Origin of the sequence: Feifania hominis (assembly GCF_014384765.1) — a bacterium.
Taxonomy (GTDB): domain Bacteria; phylum Bacillota; class Clostridia; order Oscillospirales; family Feifaniaceae; genus Feifania; species Feifania hominis.
Genome location: NZ_JACRSP010000002.1, coordinates 448,485 through 466,671, shown reverse-complemented (window position 1 = coordinate 466,671; position 18,187 = coordinate 448,485). Strand labels below are relative to the sequence as shown.

At 57.0% G+C, this 18,187-nt stretch carries 18 protein-coding genes and 1 other annotated feature; of the genes, 9 read left to right on the top strand and 9 right to left on the bottom strand.

The window, feature by feature from the left end; translation table 11 throughout:
• Positions 1-85 precede the first annotated feature (85 nt).
• Both H8695_RS05650 and H8695_RS05645 read right to left on the bottom strand, forming a co-directional pair.
• On the bottom strand, positions 86-505 hold the full coding sequence (locus H8695_RS05650) for a VOC family protein (RefSeq protein ID WP_249299928.1): 420 nt from the start codon (positions 503-505) through the stop codon (positions 86-88).
• 64 nt (positions 506-569) lie between these two features.
• Positions 570-1,292, bottom strand: coding sequence for a sulfite exporter TauE/SafE family protein (locus H8695_RS05645; RefSeq protein ID WP_249299927.1), 723 nt, complete (start codon positions 1,290-1,292; stop codon positions 570-572).
• Between the two features lie 164 nt (positions 1,293-1,456).
• On the opposite strand from H8695_RS05645, the gene spoVAC reads away from it, so the two are divergent.
• On the top strand, positions 1,457-1,909 hold the full coding sequence (gene spoVAC, locus H8695_RS05640) for a stage V sporulation protein AC (protein ID WP_249299926.1): 453 nt from the start codon (positions 1,457-1,459) through the stop codon (positions 1,907-1,909).
• A complete protein-coding gene (locus H8695_RS05635) occupies positions 1,909-2,928 on the top strand; it encodes a stage V sporulation protein AD (RefSeq protein ID WP_249299925.1) in 1,020 nt (339 codons plus the stop codon). The genes spoVAC and H8695_RS05635 overlap by 1 nt, the downstream gene beginning before the upstream one ends.
• 43 nt (positions 2,929-2,971) lie before the next feature.
• Here H8695_RS05635 and H8695_RS05630 read toward each other — a convergent pair whose 3' ends face one another.
• The 5 genes from H8695_RS05630 to pheS all read right to left on the bottom strand — a co-directional run bounded on the left by H8695_RS05630 (position 2,972) and on the right by pheS (position 8,617).
• Positions 2,972-4,120 carry a C40 family peptidase gene (locus H8695_RS05630; protein WP_249299924.1) on the bottom strand — a complete coding sequence of 383 codons (1,149 nt, stop codon included), beginning with the start codon at positions 4,118-4,120 and terminating at the stop codon, positions 2,972-2,974.
• Positions 4,121-4,410: 290 nt separating this feature from the next.
• Entirely contained in the window at positions 4,411-4,704 is a 294-nt protein-coding gene (locus H8695_RS05625; protein ID WP_249299923.1) for a hypothetical protein, read from the bottom strand.
• Between the two features lie 127 nt (positions 4,705-4,831).
• Positions 4,832-5,080, bottom strand: coding sequence for an IreB family regulatory phosphoprotein (locus H8695_RS05620; protein WP_249299922.1), 249 nt, complete (start codon positions 5,078-5,080; stop codon positions 4,832-4,834).
• 129 nt (positions 5,081-5,209) lie between these two features.
• Positions 5,210-7,585 carry a phenylalanine--tRNA ligase subunit beta gene (pheT, locus tag H8695_RS05615; RefSeq protein WP_249299921.1) on the bottom strand — a complete coding sequence of 792 codons (2,376 nt, stop codon included), beginning with the start codon at positions 7,583-7,585 and terminating at the stop codon, positions 5,210-5,212.
• Between the two features lie 12 nt (positions 7,586-7,597).
• A complete protein-coding gene (pheS, locus tag H8695_RS05610; RefSeq protein WP_249299920.1) occupies positions 7,598-8,617 on the bottom strand; it encodes a phenylalanine--tRNA ligase subunit alpha in 1,020 nt (339 codons plus the stop codon).
• A 45-nt stretch (positions 8,618-8,662) separates the two neighbouring features.
• Positions 8,663-8,893, bottom strand: a binding site (T-box leader).
• A gap of 131 nt (positions 8,894-9,024) precedes the next feature.
• On the opposite strand from pheS, the gene alr reads away from it, so the two are divergent.
• The 3 genes from alr to H8695_RS05595 all read left to right on the top strand — a co-directional run bounded on the left by alr (position 9,025) and on the right by H8695_RS05595 (position 11,321).
• Positions 9,025-10,206, top strand: coding sequence for an alanine racemase (gene alr, locus H8695_RS05605; protein WP_249299919.1), 1,182 nt, complete (start codon positions 9,025-9,027; stop codon positions 10,204-10,206).
• A gap of 244 nt (positions 10,207-10,450) precedes the next feature.
• Positions 10,451-10,795 (top strand): type II toxin-antitoxin system PemK/MazF family toxin, encoded by a 345-nt coding sequence (locus tag H8695_RS05600; protein ID WP_249299918.1) that lies wholly within the window; start codon positions 10,451-10,453, stop codon positions 10,793-10,795.
• A 19-nt stretch (positions 10,796-10,814) separates the two neighbouring features.
• On the top strand, positions 10,815-11,321 hold the full coding sequence (locus H8695_RS05595) for a hypothetical protein (protein ID WP_249299917.1): 507 nt from the start codon (positions 10,815-10,817) through the stop codon (positions 11,319-11,321).
• A gap of 60 nt (positions 11,322-11,381) precedes the next feature.
• On the opposite strand, the gene H8695_RS05590 is transcribed toward H8695_RS05595, so the two are convergent.
• Positions 11,382-12,275 (bottom strand): YitT family protein, encoded by an 894-nt coding sequence (locus tag H8695_RS05590; RefSeq protein ID WP_249299916.1) that lies wholly within the window; start codon positions 12,273-12,275, stop codon positions 11,382-11,384.
• A 704-nt stretch (positions 12,276-12,979) separates the two neighbouring features.
• Here H8695_RS05590 and H8695_RS05585 point away from each other — a divergent pair.
• The 4 genes from H8695_RS05585 to H8695_RS05570 all read left to right on the top strand — a co-directional run bounded on the left by H8695_RS05585 (position 12,980) and on the right by H8695_RS05570 (position 16,886).
• Positions 12,980-13,876 (top strand): sigma-E processing peptidase SpoIIGA, encoded by an 897-nt coding sequence (locus tag H8695_RS05585; RefSeq protein WP_249299915.1) that lies wholly within the window; start codon positions 12,980-12,982, stop codon positions 13,874-13,876.
• Positions 13,877-13,916: 40 nt separating this feature from the next.
• A complete protein-coding gene (gene sigE / locus H8695_RS05580) occupies positions 13,917-14,678 on the top strand; it encodes an RNA polymerase sporulation sigma factor SigE (RefSeq protein WP_249299914.1) in 762 nt (253 codons plus the stop codon).
• 82 nt (positions 14,679-14,760) lie between these two features.
• The gene (gene sigG, locus H8695_RS05575) at positions 14,761-15,534 is read left to right on the top strand and encodes an RNA polymerase sporulation sigma factor SigG (protein ID WP_249299913.1); all 774 of its coding nucleotides are present in this window, start codon (positions 14,761-14,763) and stop codon (positions 15,532-15,534) included.
• Positions 15,535-15,668: 134 nt separating this feature from the next.
• Complete coding sequence (locus H8695_RS05570; RefSeq protein ID WP_249299912.1) at positions 15,669-16,886, top strand: GHKL domain-containing protein; 1,218 nt, start codon at positions 15,669-15,671, stop codon at positions 16,884-16,886.
• Between the two features lie 130 nt (positions 16,887-17,016).
• Here the strand turns inward: H8695_RS05570 and H8695_RS05565 are convergent, their stop codons facing one another.
• Complete coding sequence (locus H8695_RS05565) at positions 17,017-18,177, bottom strand: phosphoglycerate dehydrogenase (protein ID WP_249299911.1); 1,161 nt, start codon at positions 18,175-18,177, stop codon at positions 17,017-17,019.
• Positions 18,178-18,187: the final 10 nt, after the last annotated feature.

The window sequence follows — 18,187 nt, the reverse complement described above, 5'->3', positions numbered from 1 at the left end:
GCAGAGCGCGAGGGGAGTTTTGCATGCTCAAGATATCCGCAGCGTTTACACAAGTGAAAAAGAGCCGCTTCAAGCGGCTCTTTTTTTATCGGTTTTTGCAGATTTCAATGACTTCTCCGCTCGGCCCCTGCACAAAGGCGAGGCGCACATTCATAGGCTCGGGCCTTGCCGGCACATCCAGATCTTTCGGCGGATTTGCCGGAGTGCCGCCGTGTGCACAGGCGCGCTCGAACGCAAGGTCGACATCGTCGAAGTTGATGGCGAGGTGCACCCACTCGCCAACCTGGCTCAGCGGCGGTTTTTCGCCGGTCGTACCGCCCTCGAACAGCTCGATGCGCCCGTCGGTGCCGAGCTCAAGCATGGCCGCGCGCTCCGGCGCTTCGCCCCACTCGTTTTGCTGTCTCATGCCGAGGCCGTTGACGTAGAAATCGAGTGATTTTTCCCAGTCGAGCGTGCGGATTGCAATGTGATCCAGTCTGCAGATTTGAAAGATGCTGTTTGCCATGGCGCTGCCTCCGTTTCAATGATTCTGCCACCAGTATAGCACCGCGCGAACCAAAAGAAAAGCCTCAGCCCACAATCAAAATAAAGGCGCCCATTGCGGCCATAAAGCCGTAGACAAGCTGGCGCAGTGACTTCTGTGAGAGATGCTTGAATATGACAAGACCGACCCCGACCCCCACGAGCATGCCGGCCGTGCCAAATCCCGTGAAGACCAGAACCTGCCGTGTGACGGCGCCGGTGATGATGCGAAGAAACATGGTGTAGACCGCCGTGACGGTGAAATAGACCTGCATATTGGCCTGGTATTCGAGATTGTCCTTTGAGGCCGAGAGAAAATAGATGACCATGGGAGGACCGGCAATGTTGAACAGAGCCCCGCCGACGCCGCCGACCGCGCTCGCCACGGCGCCCGACACGGGCGTCGCGCGAATGTGAATCCGGTCGCTGAAGAAGATAAAGTAGACCGAGAGAACCACGAGCAAGCCGCCGAGCAGACGCTTCAAAAAGGTGTCGGACACAGCCGACATCATCTGCACTGCGATGGTGTTGAACACAAAGTAGGAAACGAGGGGAATTGCCAGCATGCGAAAGCTCGCAAATTTTCGGTATTTGACCGCAAGCGTAACCGTGCCGAGAAAGGAGATGATGCAGGTGACCGTGACGGCCGTAAGATAGTTCGGCAGAAAGAGCGGCAGCAGCGCCATGGCAAAAATGGAAAAGCCAAACCCGGTTGTGGTTTGAATCACACCGCCCGCCAGACATACAAGTATGAGAAGAAAGATCTCCATGGGAGCCCCCCTTTTTAAATTGTATTATTTTTGTATTAAATCAATCATAACACTCTCCCGACCGATTGTAAAGAGGATAATTGTCGAGTTTGTCTCAGAGGAATAACAAGGCGCGCTTTACAAATACTACCCTCGATCAATATATGGGAGGGAACCAGCAAGCAATGAATATGACGCCCAAGGAATACGACAAATTTGTCAAATCCAAGGCCGAGAAATCCCCGCTGTTGAAAAACTGCGTCAACGCCTTTCTCTTCGGCGGCGCAATCTGCTGCATCGGCCAGCTCTTTTTAAATCTGTACAACCGTCTGGAGATCTCACAGATCGCGGCCGCCACTCTCACCTCCATGACGCTGGTGTTTCTCGGCGCTCTGCTGACGGGACTAGGCCTCTACGACAACATCGCCAAATACGCGGGAGCCGGGACCATCGTACCCATCACCGGCTTTGCAAACTCAATTGTATCGCCCGCGATGGAGTTCAAATGTGAGGGCTTTGTGATGGGAATAGGCGCAAAGATGTTTGTGGTGGCGGGACCGGTTCTGGTCTACGGCATCACGGCGTCGGTGCTCTACGGCATCGTCTACTATTTTGTGACACTCTGGGGGGGCAAGTGATGGCAAAGCGTGTGGGTAGATATACCATGGCCTACGAGAGCCTGCCCTCGGTAGTCGGCACCTACTCGGTCGCCGGCAGCAAGGAGGGGCAGGGGCCGCTCGGAAAGAAGTTTGACCTCATCGTCGAGGACAGCTACTACGGCGAGAAGACCTGGGAGAAAGCCGAGAGCAAGTTTCAGCGCACCGCGGTCAAAAAGGGACTTGAGAAGATCGGCAGCGACAAGTCGCAGTATGATCTGGTCTTCGCGGGCGATCTGCTGAATCAGTGCACCGGCAGCTGTTACGGTCTGCTGGAGCATGATATTCCCTACTGCGGGCTCTTCACGGCCTGCGCCACAGTCGCGCAGGGATTGGTGCTGTCGGGAATGGCAATTGACGGCGGCTTTGTCAACCGGGCAATCACCATTGCGTCCTCCCACTTCTGCACGGCGGAACGGCAGTTTCGCATGCCGCTGGAATACGGCGGCCAGCGCGCGCCGACTGCCCAGTGGACCGTGACCGGCAGCGGCGCCTACTTTGTCTCGGGGCAGGAGAAGAGCACCGTGCGCCTTGCGCACGGCACCTTTGGCAAAATGGTGGACTATGAAGTCACCGACACCACCAACATGGGAGCCGTGATGGCGCCGGCATTCTGTGACACGCTGGAAAACTATTTTCACGACACCAACACCGGCGTCGAGGATGTGGATCTGATTGTGTCGGGCGACCTCGGCAAGTGCGGCTATGACCTCGTCTGTGAGCTGTGTGCCGGCGACGGCTTTGACATCCGGCCAAAGTATCAGGACTGCGGGCTGCTCGTCTTTGACCGCGAGCGTCAGGATGTGCACGCGGGCGGCTCAGGCTGCGGCTGCTCGGGCATCGTCGTCGCGTCGGAGATCTATCCGCGCATCGCGTCGGGGGAACTCAAAAACGTTCTCTTTGTCGGCACGGGCGCGCTCTTCTCCCCGATGAGCGGCATGCAGGGAGAGAACATCATCGGCATTGCGCATCTTGTGCATCTGCAGCATGTCGCAAACTGAAAAAAGACAGAAAAACACCCCGGAAGTTCCGGGGTGTTTTTGTTCAATAGGGGAGATAGCGGGCGGCGCCGTAGTAATACTTGTCGTAATAGCCCGACGCCATGCTGTCAATTTTGACCACGTCGTCCGGTGAGGACGCATGGATGAACTTGTTGTCTCCGATGTAGATACCGGTGTGCTGAATCTTCTTGGAGCTTCGCGAGCGCCAGTAGACCAGATCGCCCGGCATCAGCTCGCTGCGCTTGATGTGGGTCAAAACCGAGGTCGTGTTGTACTGGGAGGTCGCTCCCATCGGCAGTTTGTAACCGAACTCGGCGAGCACATACTTGACAAAGCCGCCGCAGTCAAAGCCCTTGGGGCTCGAGCCGCCGTATTTGTATTTGACGCCGAGAAACTCCTTGCCGTAGGCGATGATTTGCTCCGCCTGCGCCGCCGCGTCAGAGTTCGGGCGTGAGCCCGAAAGCGAACGGGATGTGGCCGCGTCATCCATCACCTTGATGTAGTCGGAGGAGACATAGCCGATGCGGCCCTGGTAGATCACCTTCATCCACGAGGAGGAGGGATCCATGATGAGAACCTGTGTGTTCTCGGGAACCTCGAATAAGATTTCACTCTCGGTGGAAGCGCCGGCGCGGATGCGCACGAGGCTGCCCGTGATCAGACCGCTCACGGTCTTGGGCTTGGAGGAGGCGGCCGCGACCGAGGTCACGCTGATGTAGTCGTTGCTGACATAGCCGTCCCGTGTGCCGATTGAAATCTTGGTCCAGGTGGCGCCCTGTTCGATGACGTCGACGACGTCGCCCTTGACGAGCTTGCCGATGACGGAGTAGGATGTGCCGGCGCCCTTGCGCACATTGACTGTGGAGCCTGTGATGGTGCCCGTCATGGTCGCCGCAGCCTGTGTGGCCTCGGTGGTGACGGCGCCGTCAATGAGAATGTAATCGCTGTGAACGTAGCCGGTTTTCCCGTCTGCCTCCACTTTGACCCATTCGTTTTCAGAGCCGACGACCTTTACTTTTGCACCCTCTTTGAGTGTTGTGATTACAGCGGTGGATGTACTGGTACCCTCGCGGAGATTGACCGTGGAACCGGTGATGGTGCCCGCGGCCGTCTGTATGTCAGCGGCAAAAGCCATCAGTGTTGTCAGGGTGAGTAAAAAAAGAAAAGTGAACAGAAACCTCGCTTTTTTCATAATACCTCCTTCGTTTTTCAAGTCCTTGAAAAGCCCGCTGCGCGAATCGGCCGGTTTGCCGGCACGACGGCGTCTGACAGCCGCCTGAAATAAAAAAACGGCACTTGCGCGGCCTTTTCTCTGATTGCGGCGCCGGTTTGGCGGAGAGCTTGTCCCCAGGGGGAAAACCGGCGCAATGGGCCGAAAAATAGGGCCCATCTTAAGAAATCTGTAAGAAAAGTATAGCACAAATGCCGAATCGGGTCAACAAAGGGGCTGGCACTCTGTGGAATTTCAGCAATTTACACAAATCAACGCTTTTCGAGCGCACGTTCCAGCCAGATTGAGGCAATGTCCATCGCCGCATAGAGCCCGGGCTTTTCACTGGTTTTGACAATGCGGTCGCGCGAACGCAGATCGGTATCGGTGTACTGCAGCTGAACGAGAACCTTGGTGGCGACGTCGAGATCGTTTACCTTTTTGGTCTCGAGAATCTGCATCATGATCACATATTTATCAGCCATGCTGCCATAGTACAGAATGTTGCCGTTGCGTACGAGCGGTCGGCCTTTGTACATCAGGTAGCCGTTTTTCTTCTTTGGCATGACGCGTTCCTCCTTCGTCGAATGTTTTGGAATAGAGTTAGTATATCATAGCTTCCAAATGATGTAAAGGAGCGCTCCTGTCGAAAAAGGGCAGCCTATGAAGATAGGCTGCCCAAAAAGAGATCATTTAATTGTCGAGATAGGATTTGACCAGTTCCTGCAGCAGTTCGTCGCGATCAATTTTGCGAACAAGGCTTCGTGCATTGTTGTGGTTGGTGATGTATGTCGGATCCTCCGAGAGGATATAACCCACAATCTGGTTGATCGGGTCGTATCCCTTTTCCTTGAGGGAGTCGTAGACCGCCGTCAAGATGCGCTTGATCTCGGTTTCGCGATCCTCTTTGATGGAAAACGTAATGGTTCGATTATCAGACATTTATATCACCCCTATACCTGTTCAGTGTAGTACAGCCGCCGGAAAAAATCAAGAAAAGTGACCAGCTTGTAACAGAACTGAAATATTGATCGCATCCCTGTAGCATAGTATACGAACTACAGTTCACTTTTATCCGCGCAGACGGCAGTCGAGCTGATCGCCGAGCGCCCTGAGGATGCGCTCGACAGCGGCGTCGGCCTCGGCGTCGGTGAGGGTGCGGTCCTCGTGGCGCAGGGTGATCGACCAGGCGACGCTCTTGAGTCCCTGCGGCACCTGTTTGCCGCGGTAGACGTCGAAGAGCTTGACCTCCTCACAGATGTCGCCGGCCGCCTGTTCGATGACGCGCTGCATCTCGGCCACCGGCAGATCGTCGCGGCAGATAAGCGCCAGATCGCGTGTCGCCGCCGGGAACTTCGGCAGCGGCCGGTAGGCTCTGTGGCCGCCGCTTTGCGCGTGCAGGAGAGCGAGATCGACCGCCGCCGCATAGCAGGGCAGATCCATGCCGAAATTTTTGCAGACCGTCGGGTGAACTTCCCCGACAAGGCCGATCTGACGGCCGCCGAGGAGAATGGCTGCGGTGCGTCCGGGGTGCATGGACGGATTGTCCGCAAGGGCCCGGTATTCGCACCGTCCGGCATCCACGGCGGCAAACAGTCCCTCGAGCGCGCCCTTGATGCGCAAAAAGTCACCCGCACCGTACATGCCGAGCGTGATGATGCGCCGTTCCTCGGGCAGCTCGTCGGGGTTGTCGCCGGGCAGGAAGATCTTGGCGATCTCATAGAGACTTGCCGACTGGTTTCGCCGGCTGTAGTTGAGCGAGAGCGTCTGCATCATCGAGGGCAGGGAGCTTGTGCGCATGATGCTAGTGTCCTCGCCGAGCGGGTTTTTGATTACAACCGAGCGCCGCTCGGCCTCGGGGAGCAGAAACTTCTCATAGAGTTTGGGGCTGATGAACGTATAGGTGCAGATTTCGCTGAATCCCTGCGCGAGCAGTGCCGCGTCGACGGCGCGCTCAAACTTCTGCGCGGGCGTGCGTCCGCCCTGCTGCACTTCGCCTTTCATCAGGGTATTGGGAATGTTGTTGTAGCCGTAGATGCGCGCGACCTCCTCGGCGACATCGGCGGCGCGCTCGACGTCGGCGCGGAAGCTCGGAACCACCACGCAGCCGTTCTCAAAGCCGAACTGCAGACTCTCGAGAATGTCGAGCATCTGAGACTCTTCAATCTGTGTGCCGAGAAAACGGTTGATCCACCCGGCATCAAACGGAATCCGGCGCAGCTCCTTGTCGGAGTGATCCACATCGATCACGCCCGCGACGACTTCGCCCGCGCCGAGCAGCTCCGTCAGCTCGCAGCAGCGGTTGGCAGCGTCGAGTGTCATCTGGGGGTCGAGGCCCTTTTCAAAGCGGCCAGAGGCCTCGGTGCGAAGCCCCACGGCGCGCGCCGCGCGTCTCACGCCCGGGCCGAAGAAGTTGGCCGACTCGTAGATGACATCGACAGTGTCCGGTACGATCTCACTGTTCTCACCGCCCATGACGCCGGCGAGTGCGACGGCCTTTTTCTGATCGGCAATCACGAGCATGCCGGTGTCGAGCTTGCGGGTGACACCGTCGAGCGTGACGATGCTCTCGCCCTCGTGGGCGCGGCGCACAATGATTTCGCCGCCCTCGAGGTGACGGCGGTCAAAGGCGTGAAGCGGCTGGCCGTACTCGAGCATGACATAGTTTGTGATGTCGACGATGTTGTTGATCGGGCGCACGCCTGCGGCGCGAAGCCGCTCGCGCATCCAGCGCGGCGAGGGGCCGATCTTGACGTTTTTGACCATGCGCGCGGTGTAGCGCGGGCAGAGGTCGGGCGCCTCAACCGTGACTTTGAGGTAGTTTTCAATGTTGTCGCTCTCCTGCCGCACGACGGGTCTGTGCTCCTCAAAGGGCACATGGAACGTCGCCGCGGTCTCACGGGCGAGACCGATCACCGACAGGCAGTCGGGACGGTTGGAGGTGATTTCAAATTCGGTGACCGTGTCGTCGAGGCCGATGGCCGACTGAATATCCTGCCCGAGCGAGCAGTCCTCCTCGAGAACGAAGATGCCGTCCTCGATCGCATAGGGGAAGTCGTTCACCGTCAGGCCGAGCTCGGACAGCGAGCAGAGCATGCCGTCGCTCTCGACGCCGCGCAGTTTGCCGCGATTGATGACCTTTCCGCCGGGGAGCTTTGCCCCGTGCAGACAGACCGGCACGATGTCGCCCGCTTTTAAGTTGGTCGCGCCGGTGACGATCTGGTGAGTGCCCTTATCGCCGGTGTCAACCTGACAGACCACGAGTTTGTCGGCGTCGGGATGCCTGTCGATCGAGAGGATTTTCCCCACGACGACGTTTTCGATGTCGCTGCCCACGATCTCATAGGTCTCGACCTTGGAGCCGGACATGGTCATGGCGCTGGCATATTCTCTGGGGTCGACGTCAAGTTTGACATAGTCGGCGAGCCATTTTTTCGATAGATTCATCGTGATTCCCCCTTAAAACTGACTGAGAAAGCGCACATCATTCTCGTAGAACAGGCGCAGATCATCGATGTTGTAGCGGCGCATGGCGATTCGCTCAAGGCCCATGCCGAACGCAAAGCCGCTGTACTCGTTCGGGTCGATGTCGCACCCCTCGAGAACTTTCGGGTGTACCATGCCGCAGCCTAAAATCTCAATCCAGCCCTCGCCCTTGCACAGGCGGCACCCCTCGCCGTGGCAGTTGAAGCACATGACGTCGACCTCGGCCGACGGCTCGGTGAAGGGGAAGTGGTGGGGGCGAAAGCGCGTGCGCGCATCCGGCCCGTAGAGGCGCTTGGCGAACACGTCGAGGATGCCCTTGAGGTCGCTCATGGTGATGCCGCGATCGACGACGAGGCCCTCGATCTGATGGAAGACCGGGGAGTGGGTCGCGTCGATGTCATCGGAGCGGTAGACCCTGCCGGGCGCGATGACGCGGATCGGCGGGCGCTGCTGCTCCATGACGCGCACCTGGACCGGGGAGGTCTGCGTGCGCAGCAGTACCTTGTCGGTGATGTAAAACGTATCCTGCGTGTCGCGCGCGGGGTGATGGGGCGGCAGATTGAGAGCCTCGAAGTTGTAGTAGTCGAATTCGACCTCGGGTCCCTCGGCGATCTGAAAGCCCATGCCGAGGAAGATCTCCTCCACTTCGCGCAGCACGATGGACAGCGGGTGCGCCCGACCGACCGCATTGCCGGTGCCGGGCAGAGTCACGTCGATTTTCTCGCCCTCGAGCTTGCGCGCGAGAGCGGCAGTCTCGAGCCGGGCCTTGACATCGTCGATCTCCTGCTCGAGCGCGGCGCGAATCTCGTTTGCGAGCTGGCCGATGAGCGGACGCTCCTCGGCGGACAGCGAGCCCATCTGGCGGAGAATCGCGGTGAGCTCTCCCTTTTTGCCGAGATATTTGATGCGGATGTTCTCAAGCTCCGCAATCTCCGTCACCCCGGCGAGCACAGATTCGACTTCGGCCTTGATTTTGGCTAGTGCCTGTCTCATATTGTTCACCTCATGATGTATTTTTGACAAAAAAAGCCCCGTCCCAAAAGGGACGAGGACTTGAGTCTCGCGGTACCACCCTTGTTCCCGCGCGGCGCGCGGGCACTCTGGAGCCCTTAACGCAGGCAGTCGGCCGCCCCTACCGCGTAAATCGTTTCAGAGCGGCAGCTCAAAAGTGAACTTCGGCAGGTTGGCTCATAAGGGCGCTCTCAGCGCAGTCACGCCCTCTCTCTGGCTTTCGCGGTCGCTGCCTACTCTCTTTTTCATTGCTGTTAGTGCACAGTATACCACCGCAAATACGCTTTTACAAGTCCCTCTGGCATTTTTTGAAGATGGGGCAAAAGAATTGTGCGGTTTTTTGATCTATGGTAATATAATAGGGTCAATAAGAAAAAAGAGGCGCGAGTATGGAACATTTCACAAGGAGAACCTGGCTTGAGATTGACCTTGACGCCGTGCGGCACAACGTGGCGCAAATCCGTTCGCGCATCGGCGGGAGAAAGCTCATGGCCATTGTCAAGGCCGATGCCTACGGCCACGGTGCGGCCGTGCTCGGCCCCTTTCTGCGCAGGTGCGGGGCCGACTGCTTCGGCGTGTCGAACATCGACGAGGCGCAGGAGCTCCGTGCAGGCGGGGTCGAGGAGCCCATCCTCATTCTCGGCTACACGCCCGAGGAGGATTACGGGCGGCTGGTGGAGTGCGGCGCCGCTCAGACGCTCTACGATGAGCGTGCAGCGCGCTCACTGAGCGCTGCCGCAACGGCGGCGGGGGCAAAAATTCCCGTTCACATCAAGCTCGACACCGGTATGAACCGCCTCGGCTTTGCCACGCAGACGGAGGATGGACGCCGGGCCGCAGTGGATGTCATCGAGCGGATTGTGGGGCTGCCCGGCCTTGTACCCGAGGGAATCTTCACACACTTCTCGGTGTCGGATGAGAGGGGAAACCCGTTTACGGGCCGTCAGTATGACAATTTTACTGCGACGCTTGCGGCCCTTGAGCAGAGAGGAATCACGTTTCCCCTGCGGCACTGCGACAACTCCGCGGCGATCTACAATCTCGGCGAGAATATCACCAATCTCGTGCGCCCGGGTATCATTCTCTACGGTCTGGCGCCCGAGCCTGGAGACGACGTCTTTGCCGCTGAGGCACAGCTGATGCCTGCGGCCCGGTTCAAAAGCGTTGTATCCCATGTCAAAACCGTGCCGGCGGGCGACTTTGTCAGCTATGGAAACTCTGTGACGCTGACGCGGCCGACGCGGGTCGCCACCATTCCGGTCGGCTATGCCGACGGGTACGACCGGCTTCTGTCAAACCGCGGCGAGGTACTTGTCAACGGGTGCCGCTGCCGTATTCTCGGCCGGGTCTGCATGGATCAGATGATGGTGGATGCAACCGATGCCGGAGAGGTCGCAGTGGGACAGAGCGTCACGCTCTTCGGTACAGAGCAGGGGACCTCTCTGTCGGTCGATGAGCTGGCGCAGATGGTCGGCACCATCAGCTACGAGCTTCTGTGTACGGTGGGGCGGCGTGTGCCGCGAGTATATTTTCAGGGGGGGAAAGCCGTCAAAGTCGTAAAATACATCTGATGTTTTTGCCCGCGCGCCGCCTTTTAAAAAGAGTGGCTGTGCGCGGTGCAACCCACTGACGAACGCATCGCGAAAATTCACAATAAAATACCAATGGGACGCTCTGCGGCGTCATGCTGCTCACATAACAGCATCCTGTCAACCGTTTTTTTCGTTGGCAGGACTAAAGAGAACCCGTCATGGCAAAAATAGGGGCGAGGAAGAAAATCTGGCCCCTCGGCCGGGCAACGGAGTGTGAATTTTTGTGAATATTAAACGAGGCGACATCTACTATGCCGATCTGAGCCCTGTGGTTGGTTCCGAGCAGGGCGGTGTGAGGCCGGTGTTGATTGTTCAGAATGATGTGGGCAACAAGTTCAGTCCAACCGTGATCGCTGCGGCGATCACCAGTCAAGTGAACAAGGCAAAACTGCCGACTCACATTGAGATCGGCGGGCAGAGCTACGGGTTGCAGCGCGACTCGGTCGTTCTGCTTGAACAGGTCAGAACCATAGACAAAAAGAGACTCAAAGAAAAAATGGGACATCTGGATGAGGATTCGATGCAGCGCATTGACGGCGCAATTTCGATCAGCTTCGGCCTCAACTGAAAAAGAGGAGGAACAGCAAGTGAAAAAGACAGTGACGGTGATTTTGGTTTCGGCAATCATTCTGACGCTCTCCTACATAGCGGTCTCGGCCGAGTACGGGAGCGCTGACGATCCGCTGATTTCCAAGAGCTACCTCGATTCGGTGCTGGTACCCCAGCTCACCGAGGTCATCTCCGCCAAGGTCGCCGAGGGCAAGGAGACCATGAAAGCCGAGATTCTCAAGGAGCTCGGCGGCGCGACCACAGGCGGCGGTTCGGCCGAATATGTGGCGGTCCAGCTCTTCGAGGGCCAGACAATCCGCGCGGCGACGGGGAGCATCGAGGTGCTTCTGCGGCGCGGTGATTTCACCTGTGTCGACCCGACGGGCGAGAAGATCACCAACGTGACCAAGGGCGGTGAAGCAGGCGACGGCGGTGTGCTGACGCTGCAGAACCTCTACCTGATTCCCCGGGCGGACGGCCGCGGCGTGCGCGTTGCCTCGTCGGAGGGCTGGGTCATGGTCCGCGGCGGCTATATCGTGGAATAAACGAAGACAATAAACAACAAAAAAGGGCCCGTACCAGTCGGTACGGGCCCTTTTTGACGCTTACAGACGCTTGGAGTAGTTGCCCTCGACGGAGATGTTCTCCTTACTGACGACGAAAGCGTGCTCGTCGATGGTCTGAACTTTCTTTTTCAGAGAGATCAGCTCGTATTTTGAGACCACGGCGTAGATGACAGTTGTCTGCTCGCCGGTGTAGCCGCCGTAGCCCGTCCAGCAGGTGCTGCCGCGGCCAAGGCCGGTCAAGATGGCGTTTCGGATCTCCTCCGCCTTATCTTTGCTGAAGATCATCACCTCGGTGTTGATGTTCTGCAAATGAGTTTTATCGGTTGCAAAGGAGACGATCGCCGCATAGATGATCGAGTAGATGACAACGCGAATGTCAAACAGGAAAGCGCAGCCAACATAGACAACCATATTCACCATCAGTGTGATTTTTCCCACGCTGAAATTTTTGTTCTTACGGGTGAAGTAGACGCCGAGAATGTCGTTGCCGCCGCCGGAAGCGCCCGCGCGCAGAGTGATGCCGGTACCGACACCGACGATGATGCCACCGATGAAACAGGCGGCGAGCGGCTCGTCGAGGACAGGGGTAGCAGGTGCCTTGATGATGGTCAGAAACAGTGTCTGAAGTCCCACGCAGATGACGGTGCGCACGAAAAAGCGACGGCCGATGGAATAGGCGAGGAAGAACAGCGGGATGTTGAAGATGAAGTGAATGATACCCGCCACGTCGGTGTTTCCGAAATGAAAGCCCAGAAAATCGGTCAGAATGGTGCGGATGAGCTGGCTGATTCCCACAAAACCGCCATTGTAGAACCCGGCCGGAACAATGAACACATTGACGCCAAAGGCAAATAGAAAGATGCCGAAGATGGCAATGGCCATTTGAATGACATTGTCGCGAACGGTTGGTTTGGCTCCAAGTTGCGTTGGCATTTGAATCCCCCTGTCAAATGAAATAAATGGTTGCGCTGCGCACCGTGCCGCAACAGTGCGTTTCCCGCGGCGAGTAGGGATTGTGCTACCGCAAGAGATGAGAGAGCGGACAGTATAAAATGTAATTGCCGAACATTCGGCGGGGATACCACAGGCGCAAAGCGCAAGTGGTATCATGCCCATGTTTTTCGGTTGCCCCGCAAGGGGCGAGAAAAACGGGCTGAAATAAAATATAATTGCCGAACATTCGGCGAGGATACCACAGGCGCAAAGCGCAAGTGGTATCATGCCCATGTTTTTCGGTTGCCCCGTAAGGGGCGAGAAAAACGGGCTGAAATAAAATATAATTGCCGTACATTCGGCAATTATACCATAGGGTCAGTGGGCGTCAAGGGGCTGGCGGTTTTTTCTGCGGACTTTGCCAAAACCGACTGCAAAAGCGAGTGGATTTTTGACCATTATTTTGTCGACAGGCCTGTCGAATGCCTCCTGGAGCTGGTATGGCAGCACATATGTCCGGCGGCGCGCCGAGCAGTTCCTGCCGGACACAGACGGGAAAAACGTCGTGTGGAGCGCAGCGCCCGTCGCTTTTTGCGAAGCATTGCTTGTATTTCCCCGGTTCAATCGACAGAAAAGGGGCTCGGGCCTGCCCTATAATGATTTCAAAACCGGTCTTACCGGAGATGTGGGAAAGCGGCGGTACAGTGGAGCGGACAATCTATGTGGACGTACTCTTTTTGGTCAACCTCATCATCAACTATCTCAATCTCTGGCTGACCGCATCGGTTGCCAAGCTCGAATACCGCCGGCCGCGCCTCTTTCTCGGAGCGCTTCTCGGCTCGCTCTACGCGGTGCTGATTTTTCTGCCGTCGATGAAGCTGTTCTACACCCTTGTCTTCAAGGTGCTCTTCTCGGCCAAGATGGTCAAGGTGAGCTTTCAAACCGGCGGGCGGCGTCAGTTTTTCAAGGTGCTGCTCTGCTTTTACGCAATCAATGTCGGTATGGGCGGAGGAATCTACTGGCTCTACTACTTTGTCGGCACCGGCGACAGCTTTCTCATGAAAAATGGCGTCGCCTATCTCGAGCTTTCGCCGTCGGTGTTTGCAGCGGCGTTCTGTGTGACATTTTTTCTGCTCAAGCTCAGCTACCGGATTTTCACCAGGGGCAGGGGAGCGGAGAAACAGGTGAGAAAGGCGACCATCACCGTGGGAGAGAGGAGCGTCACTCTCACAGCGCTCATTGACACGGGCAACAGCCTGCGCGACCCGGTCACCCGCCGCCCCATTGTGCTCGCACCGCTCGACAGGGTGCGCACACTCATTCCCATTGAGTGCCGCAGCTGCTTCGAGGGGGGCTTTGTGCGCGGAACGGTGACAACGCTGCCCAACGAGGAGTGGACGCTTCGCTTCAAGCTCATCCCCTACTCGACAATTGAGAGCGAGGGCGGGCTTTTGCCGGCGTTTCGCTGCGACAGACTGGAGATCCTCGAGAAGAGCAGCACGCGCATCTATGAGAACATTGTGGTCGCCGTGACCGACCGGCCGATCGGGGACGGGGACTTTGACAGTCTGCTCAGCGCAGAGTTCGCGTTGACCATTTGAAACTTGACCGCGGCGGTGGCCCGGCCTCTGGAGGAATACGATGAGACAACAGACGAAGACGGTTACACTCAAACTGAAAATGCTGCTGCTGCTCAAAAAGCTCGAGTGCTTCTTCTATGGGAGCATCTTTGACCTCGCGAACATCGGCAATCCCAACTATTACATAAACGGCTCGGACACGCTCCCGCTGCCCCTCTCGCCCGAGGAGGAGCGTGAGCTGATTGCGCAGCTTGACACCGAACAGGCCGACAAGGTCAAAAAGACTCTCATTGAGCGAAATCTGCGGCTGGTGGTGTACATCGCGCGCAAGTTTGAGGGCACGGGCATCTACATCGAAGACCTGATCTCCATCGGAAGCATCGGTCTGATCAAGGCCATCAACACTTTTAAGCCCGACAAGAACATCAAGCTCGCAACCTACGCCTCGCGCTGCATTGAGAATGAAATTTTGATGTTTCTGCGCAAGAACACCTATGGCAAGCATGAGATTTCCATTGACGAGCCGCTCAACGTCGACTGGGACGGCAACGAGCTGCTGCTGTCGGACATTCTCGGCTGTGATGAGGACACCGTTCACAAGAGCCTCGAGGAGGACGTCGACCGGCAGCTTCTGCGAACGGCGATCGGGAAACTCTCCGAGCGCGAGCGCAAAATCATGGAATATCGCTTCGGCATGCGCGGCGGCGAGGAGATGACCCAAAAGGATGTGGCAAATCTGCTCGGCATCTCCCAGAGCTATATCTCAAGGCTCGAGAAAAAGATCATTGAGCGGTTAAAAAAGGAAATCAACAAAATCTCCTAGCCCGGCATAAAGATTTTTTGGCGCGGCAATACTCCTAGTGGAATGGAAATTAATTTCCAATACCACAAGGGAGGACTGTTCATTGCCAAACCACAAGGTAGAAATCTGCGGCGTCAACACATCGAAGCTGAGAGTCCTGACCAATGACGAAAAGACGGAATTGCTCAAAAAGATCAAGGCGGGCGACAAGGCCGCCAAGGATGAGTTTATCAAGTGTAATCTGCGGCTGGTGCTCAGCGTCATCCAGCGCTTTCACAACCGCGGCGAGAATCTCGACGATCTGTTTCAGGTCGGCTGCATCGGGCTGATCAAGTCGATCAACAACTTTGACCTCTCGCAGAACGTGCGCTTTTCCACCTACGCGGTGCCTATGATCATCGGCGAAATCCGCCGTTACATGCGCGACAACAACTCCATCCGCGTCAGCCGCTCCCTGCGGGACACGGCCTACAAGGCGCTGACTGAGCGGGAGAAGCTGCAGAGCAAAAACTCGCGCGAACCCACCGTCGAGGAGATCGCAAAGGCCATGGGAGTGGAGCGGGAACATGTCGTGACGGCGCTCGACGCCATCATGGATCCGGTCTCTCTCTATGAGCCGGTCTACACCGAAAACGGAGACTCAGTCTACGTGATGGACCAGGTGCGCGACCAGCAGAACTCAGATGAGAACTGGGTGGATGAGATCGTTCTGCGCGAGGCCATACAGGGACTCGGCGAGCGGGAGAAGAACATTTTGACCCTGCGGTTTCTCAAGGGCAAGACCCAGATGGAGGTCGCCGAGGAGATCGGCATCTCTCAGGCTCAGGTGTCCCGACTTGAAAAGGGCGCGCTCACAAGAATCAAAAGGCAGATGTAAGGGGCTCATACGAGCCCTTTTTCATTTATACGCGCAGACCGCCGCACTCATGCGCCGGTTAAATATCCCATTTGGCGAACGGATATGAATTTGATAAAATGTATCATGAAAGAAATCATGGGGGAGGAAGACCCTTGAAATTAACCGGAGAGTTTTACCAGCAGCAGCGTGACTGGAACGACGCATCTTTCCCCATCTGCTGCCTGGTCATCGGTGCGATTGAGTGGGGGATGCTGCTGCTCTATATCCTGTCATGTCTTCCGCAGTATCCCACATTTAAAGTGGAGTACTTCTGGTTTTTTCTCAGTGCCGGCCTGATCGCTGCGGCAGCCTATCTGCTCGATCGGCGTCTGAGGCGCAACCGCGATCTTATCAGCTGGATTCGGATTGTGACATTGAGCGCGCTGCTGCTCTGGGCCTGTCTGCTCACAGCAAGAGAGCTGCATGCGGGAAACTCCCCCTATGTCTTTGCCCAAATGCTGGTGATACTGTCGGCAGGGGTCCGCCTGCAAACGAGCTTTCACTGTGCCTTGAATACTGTGGCATACATTTTTTTTGTGCTGGCTGTGGTGCATCTGGCACCAAATCAGGAAGTATTATTTAGCGAGATCATCAACAACGCCATTTTACTGTTTATCAGCTGGACCATCATCATCATCTGCAACCGGATGCTGTACCACGGATTCTACGCCACACAGGAGCGGGTGAGAACACAGAGAAGTCAGCTTGTACTCATGGCGAGTCAGCTCGAACAGGCCCAACAGGCGCAGGAGCACATCATGATGATTCGCCATGATCTGCGCCACTTTGCCTGGCAGGTTCGCCAGGGTGTGGAACGCAGAGATCTCGAGGAGATCGATGCGGTGGTAAAAAAGCTGTTCGATCAGCTCGAACAGACATCCTCGTATACGAATCTTCAGAGCTATACCGGCGTAACCAGTCTGGATTCCATTCTCACCCGCTACGTCAGACGTGCGCAGAACAACAATATTCCCGTGGAGGTACACATGAACGCGCCCGAGGGAATGGACCCGCAGGACCTGTCGCTGATTCTGCTCAATGCGCTTGAGAACGCGGCGGCTGCAGTGGAGGCACAGGGGCCGGATGAACGCCGGTTTCTGCGTATCTGGAGCGGCGATATCCACGGGCAGTATTTTCTTGAGATACTCAACACCTACCCGGAGGGAAGCGTCGAATTTGACAGCAGCGGCGACCTGCCCGTTTCCAGGAGCCCGGGTCACGGCTATGGAATCCGCAGCATTGTCTCCGTTCTGGAGCAATACGACGCGATCTACCGCTTTCAGGCCGATGTGGGGGTATTTCAATTTCACTTTTTCCTCCCGGAGAAATGACAATGGCTGCAGACGAAACGGGCCGGCTACAGAGAGTGTCTTCTCCGTAGAAAGCAGTATTTTATCAAACTCACGGCCCACATTATAAAAAAAGGGGCCTCATTCCATGGAATGAGGCCCCTTTTGTGTTTTAGAGCACGCGTACGCGTATGACGCCGTCGACATCGCCGATGGCCTTGACGACGGAATCGGCGACCGGCCCGTCGATTTCGACAATGGTGTAGGCGTAGTCGCCGCGCGACTTGTTGTAGAGATTCTCAATGTTGAGATTCACGCCTGCAACCGCGGCGGTGATGCTCTGGAGCATATTCGGAATGTTGCGGTTGATGATGCAGATGCGGGTGTGGGCGCTGCGGGGCACCTCGAGATTCGGCAGATTGACGGAGTTTACAATGTTTCCGTTTTCGAGGTATTCGCGCAGCTCGCGCGCGGCAAAGACCGCGCAGTTGTCCTCCGACTCCGGGGTGGAGGCGCCGAGATGGGGAATCGCGACCACGTTTTTCATGCCGAGGACCTCCTCCGACGGGAAGTCGGTGACATAACAGGCCACCTCGCCGCTTTCAAGAGCCTCGGCGAGATCGGCGTTGTTGACCAGTTCTCCGCGGGCGAGATTGATGATGCGGACGTTTTTCTTCATCTTGGCAAACGCCTCGCGGTCGAGCATGCCGCGCGTCTCCTTGGTCAGGGGCACATGGATGGAGATGTAGTCGCACTCGGTGAAAATGGTGTTGAGGTCGGCGGCCTTGTCGACGAAGCGCGAGAGCTTCCAGGCCGAATCGACCGAGATGTAGGGATCGTAGCCGAGGACTTCCATGTCGAGGTGGTGCGCGGTGTTGCACACCATGACGCCGATGGCCCCGAGGCCGATGACGCCAAGCTTCTTGCCGGCAATCTCAGGCCCGACAAACTGGCCTTTCCCCTTTTCCACGAGCTTTTCAACCTCGGCCTGCCCGGCGAGGGACTTTGCCCAGACGATGCCGTCGGATATTTTCCGCGAGGCGAGAAACAGAGCGCAGAGCGCCAGCTCCTTGACGGCGTTGGCGTTTGCGCCGGGGGTGTTGAAGACCGCGATGCCCGCCTCGCTGCACCGCTCGAGGGGAATGTTGTTGACGCCGATGCCGGCGCGCGCAATGGCGAGCAGAGAGGAGTCGAATTCTATCTCGTGCAGCGACGTCGAGCGCACGAGCAGGGCGTCGGGGTGCTCGACCTCCTCGGCGCAGACATATTTGGTTCGGTCGAGCTTGTCAAGACCGCAGGGTGCGATCTTGTTGATCAGTTTGACTTGATACATGCTATCGCCT

Bases quoted from the DNA above. Each gene is read 5' to 3' on its own strand.
- H8695_RS05650 (WP_249299928.1), bottom strand. From the start codon at position 505: ATGGCAAACAGCATCTTTCAAATCTGCAGACTGGATCACATTGCAATC.
- H8695_RS05645 (WP_249299927.1), bottom strand. From the start codon at position 1,292: ATGGAGATCTTTCTTCTCATACTTGTATGTCTGGCGGGCGGTGTGATT.
- spoVAC (WP_249299926.1), top strand. From the start codon at position 1,457: ATGAATATGACGCCCAAGGAATACGACAAATTTGTCAAATCCAAGGCC.
- H8695_RS05635 (WP_249299925.1), top strand. From the start codon at position 1,909: ATGGCAAAGCGTGTGGGTAGATATACCATGGCCTACGAGAGCCTGCCC.
- H8695_RS05630 (WP_249299924.1), bottom strand. From the start codon at position 4,120: ATGAAAAAAGCGAGGTTTCTGTTCACTTTTCTTTTTTTACTCACCCTG.
- H8695_RS05625 (WP_249299923.1), bottom strand. From the start codon at position 4,704: ATGCCAAAGAAGAAAAACGGCTACCTGATGTACAAAGGCCGACCGCTC.
- H8695_RS05620 (WP_249299922.1), bottom strand. From the start codon at position 5,080: ATGTCTGATAATCGAACCATTACGTTTTCCATCAAAGAGGATCGCGAA.
- pheT (WP_249299921.1), bottom strand. From the start codon at position 7,585: ATGAATCTATCGAAAAAATGGCTCGCCGACTATGTCAAACTTGACGTC.
- pheS (WP_249299920.1), bottom strand. From the start codon at position 8,617: ATGAGACAGGCACTAGCCAAAATCAAGGCCGAAGTCGAATCTGTGCTC.
- alr (WP_249299919.1), top strand. From the start codon at position 9,025: ATGGAACATTTCACAAGGAGAACCTGGCTTGAGATTGACCTTGACGCC.
- H8695_RS05590 (WP_249299916.1), bottom strand. From the start codon at position 12,275: ATGCCAACGCAACTTGGAGCCAAACCAACCGTTCGCGACAATGTCATT.
- sigE (WP_249299914.1), top strand. From the start codon at position 13,917: ATGAGACAACAGACGAAGACGGTTACACTCAAACTGAAAATGCTGCTG.
- H8695_RS05565 (WP_249299911.1), bottom strand. From the start codon at position 18,177: ATGTATCAAGTCAAACTGATCAACAAGATCGCACCCTGCGGTCTTGAC.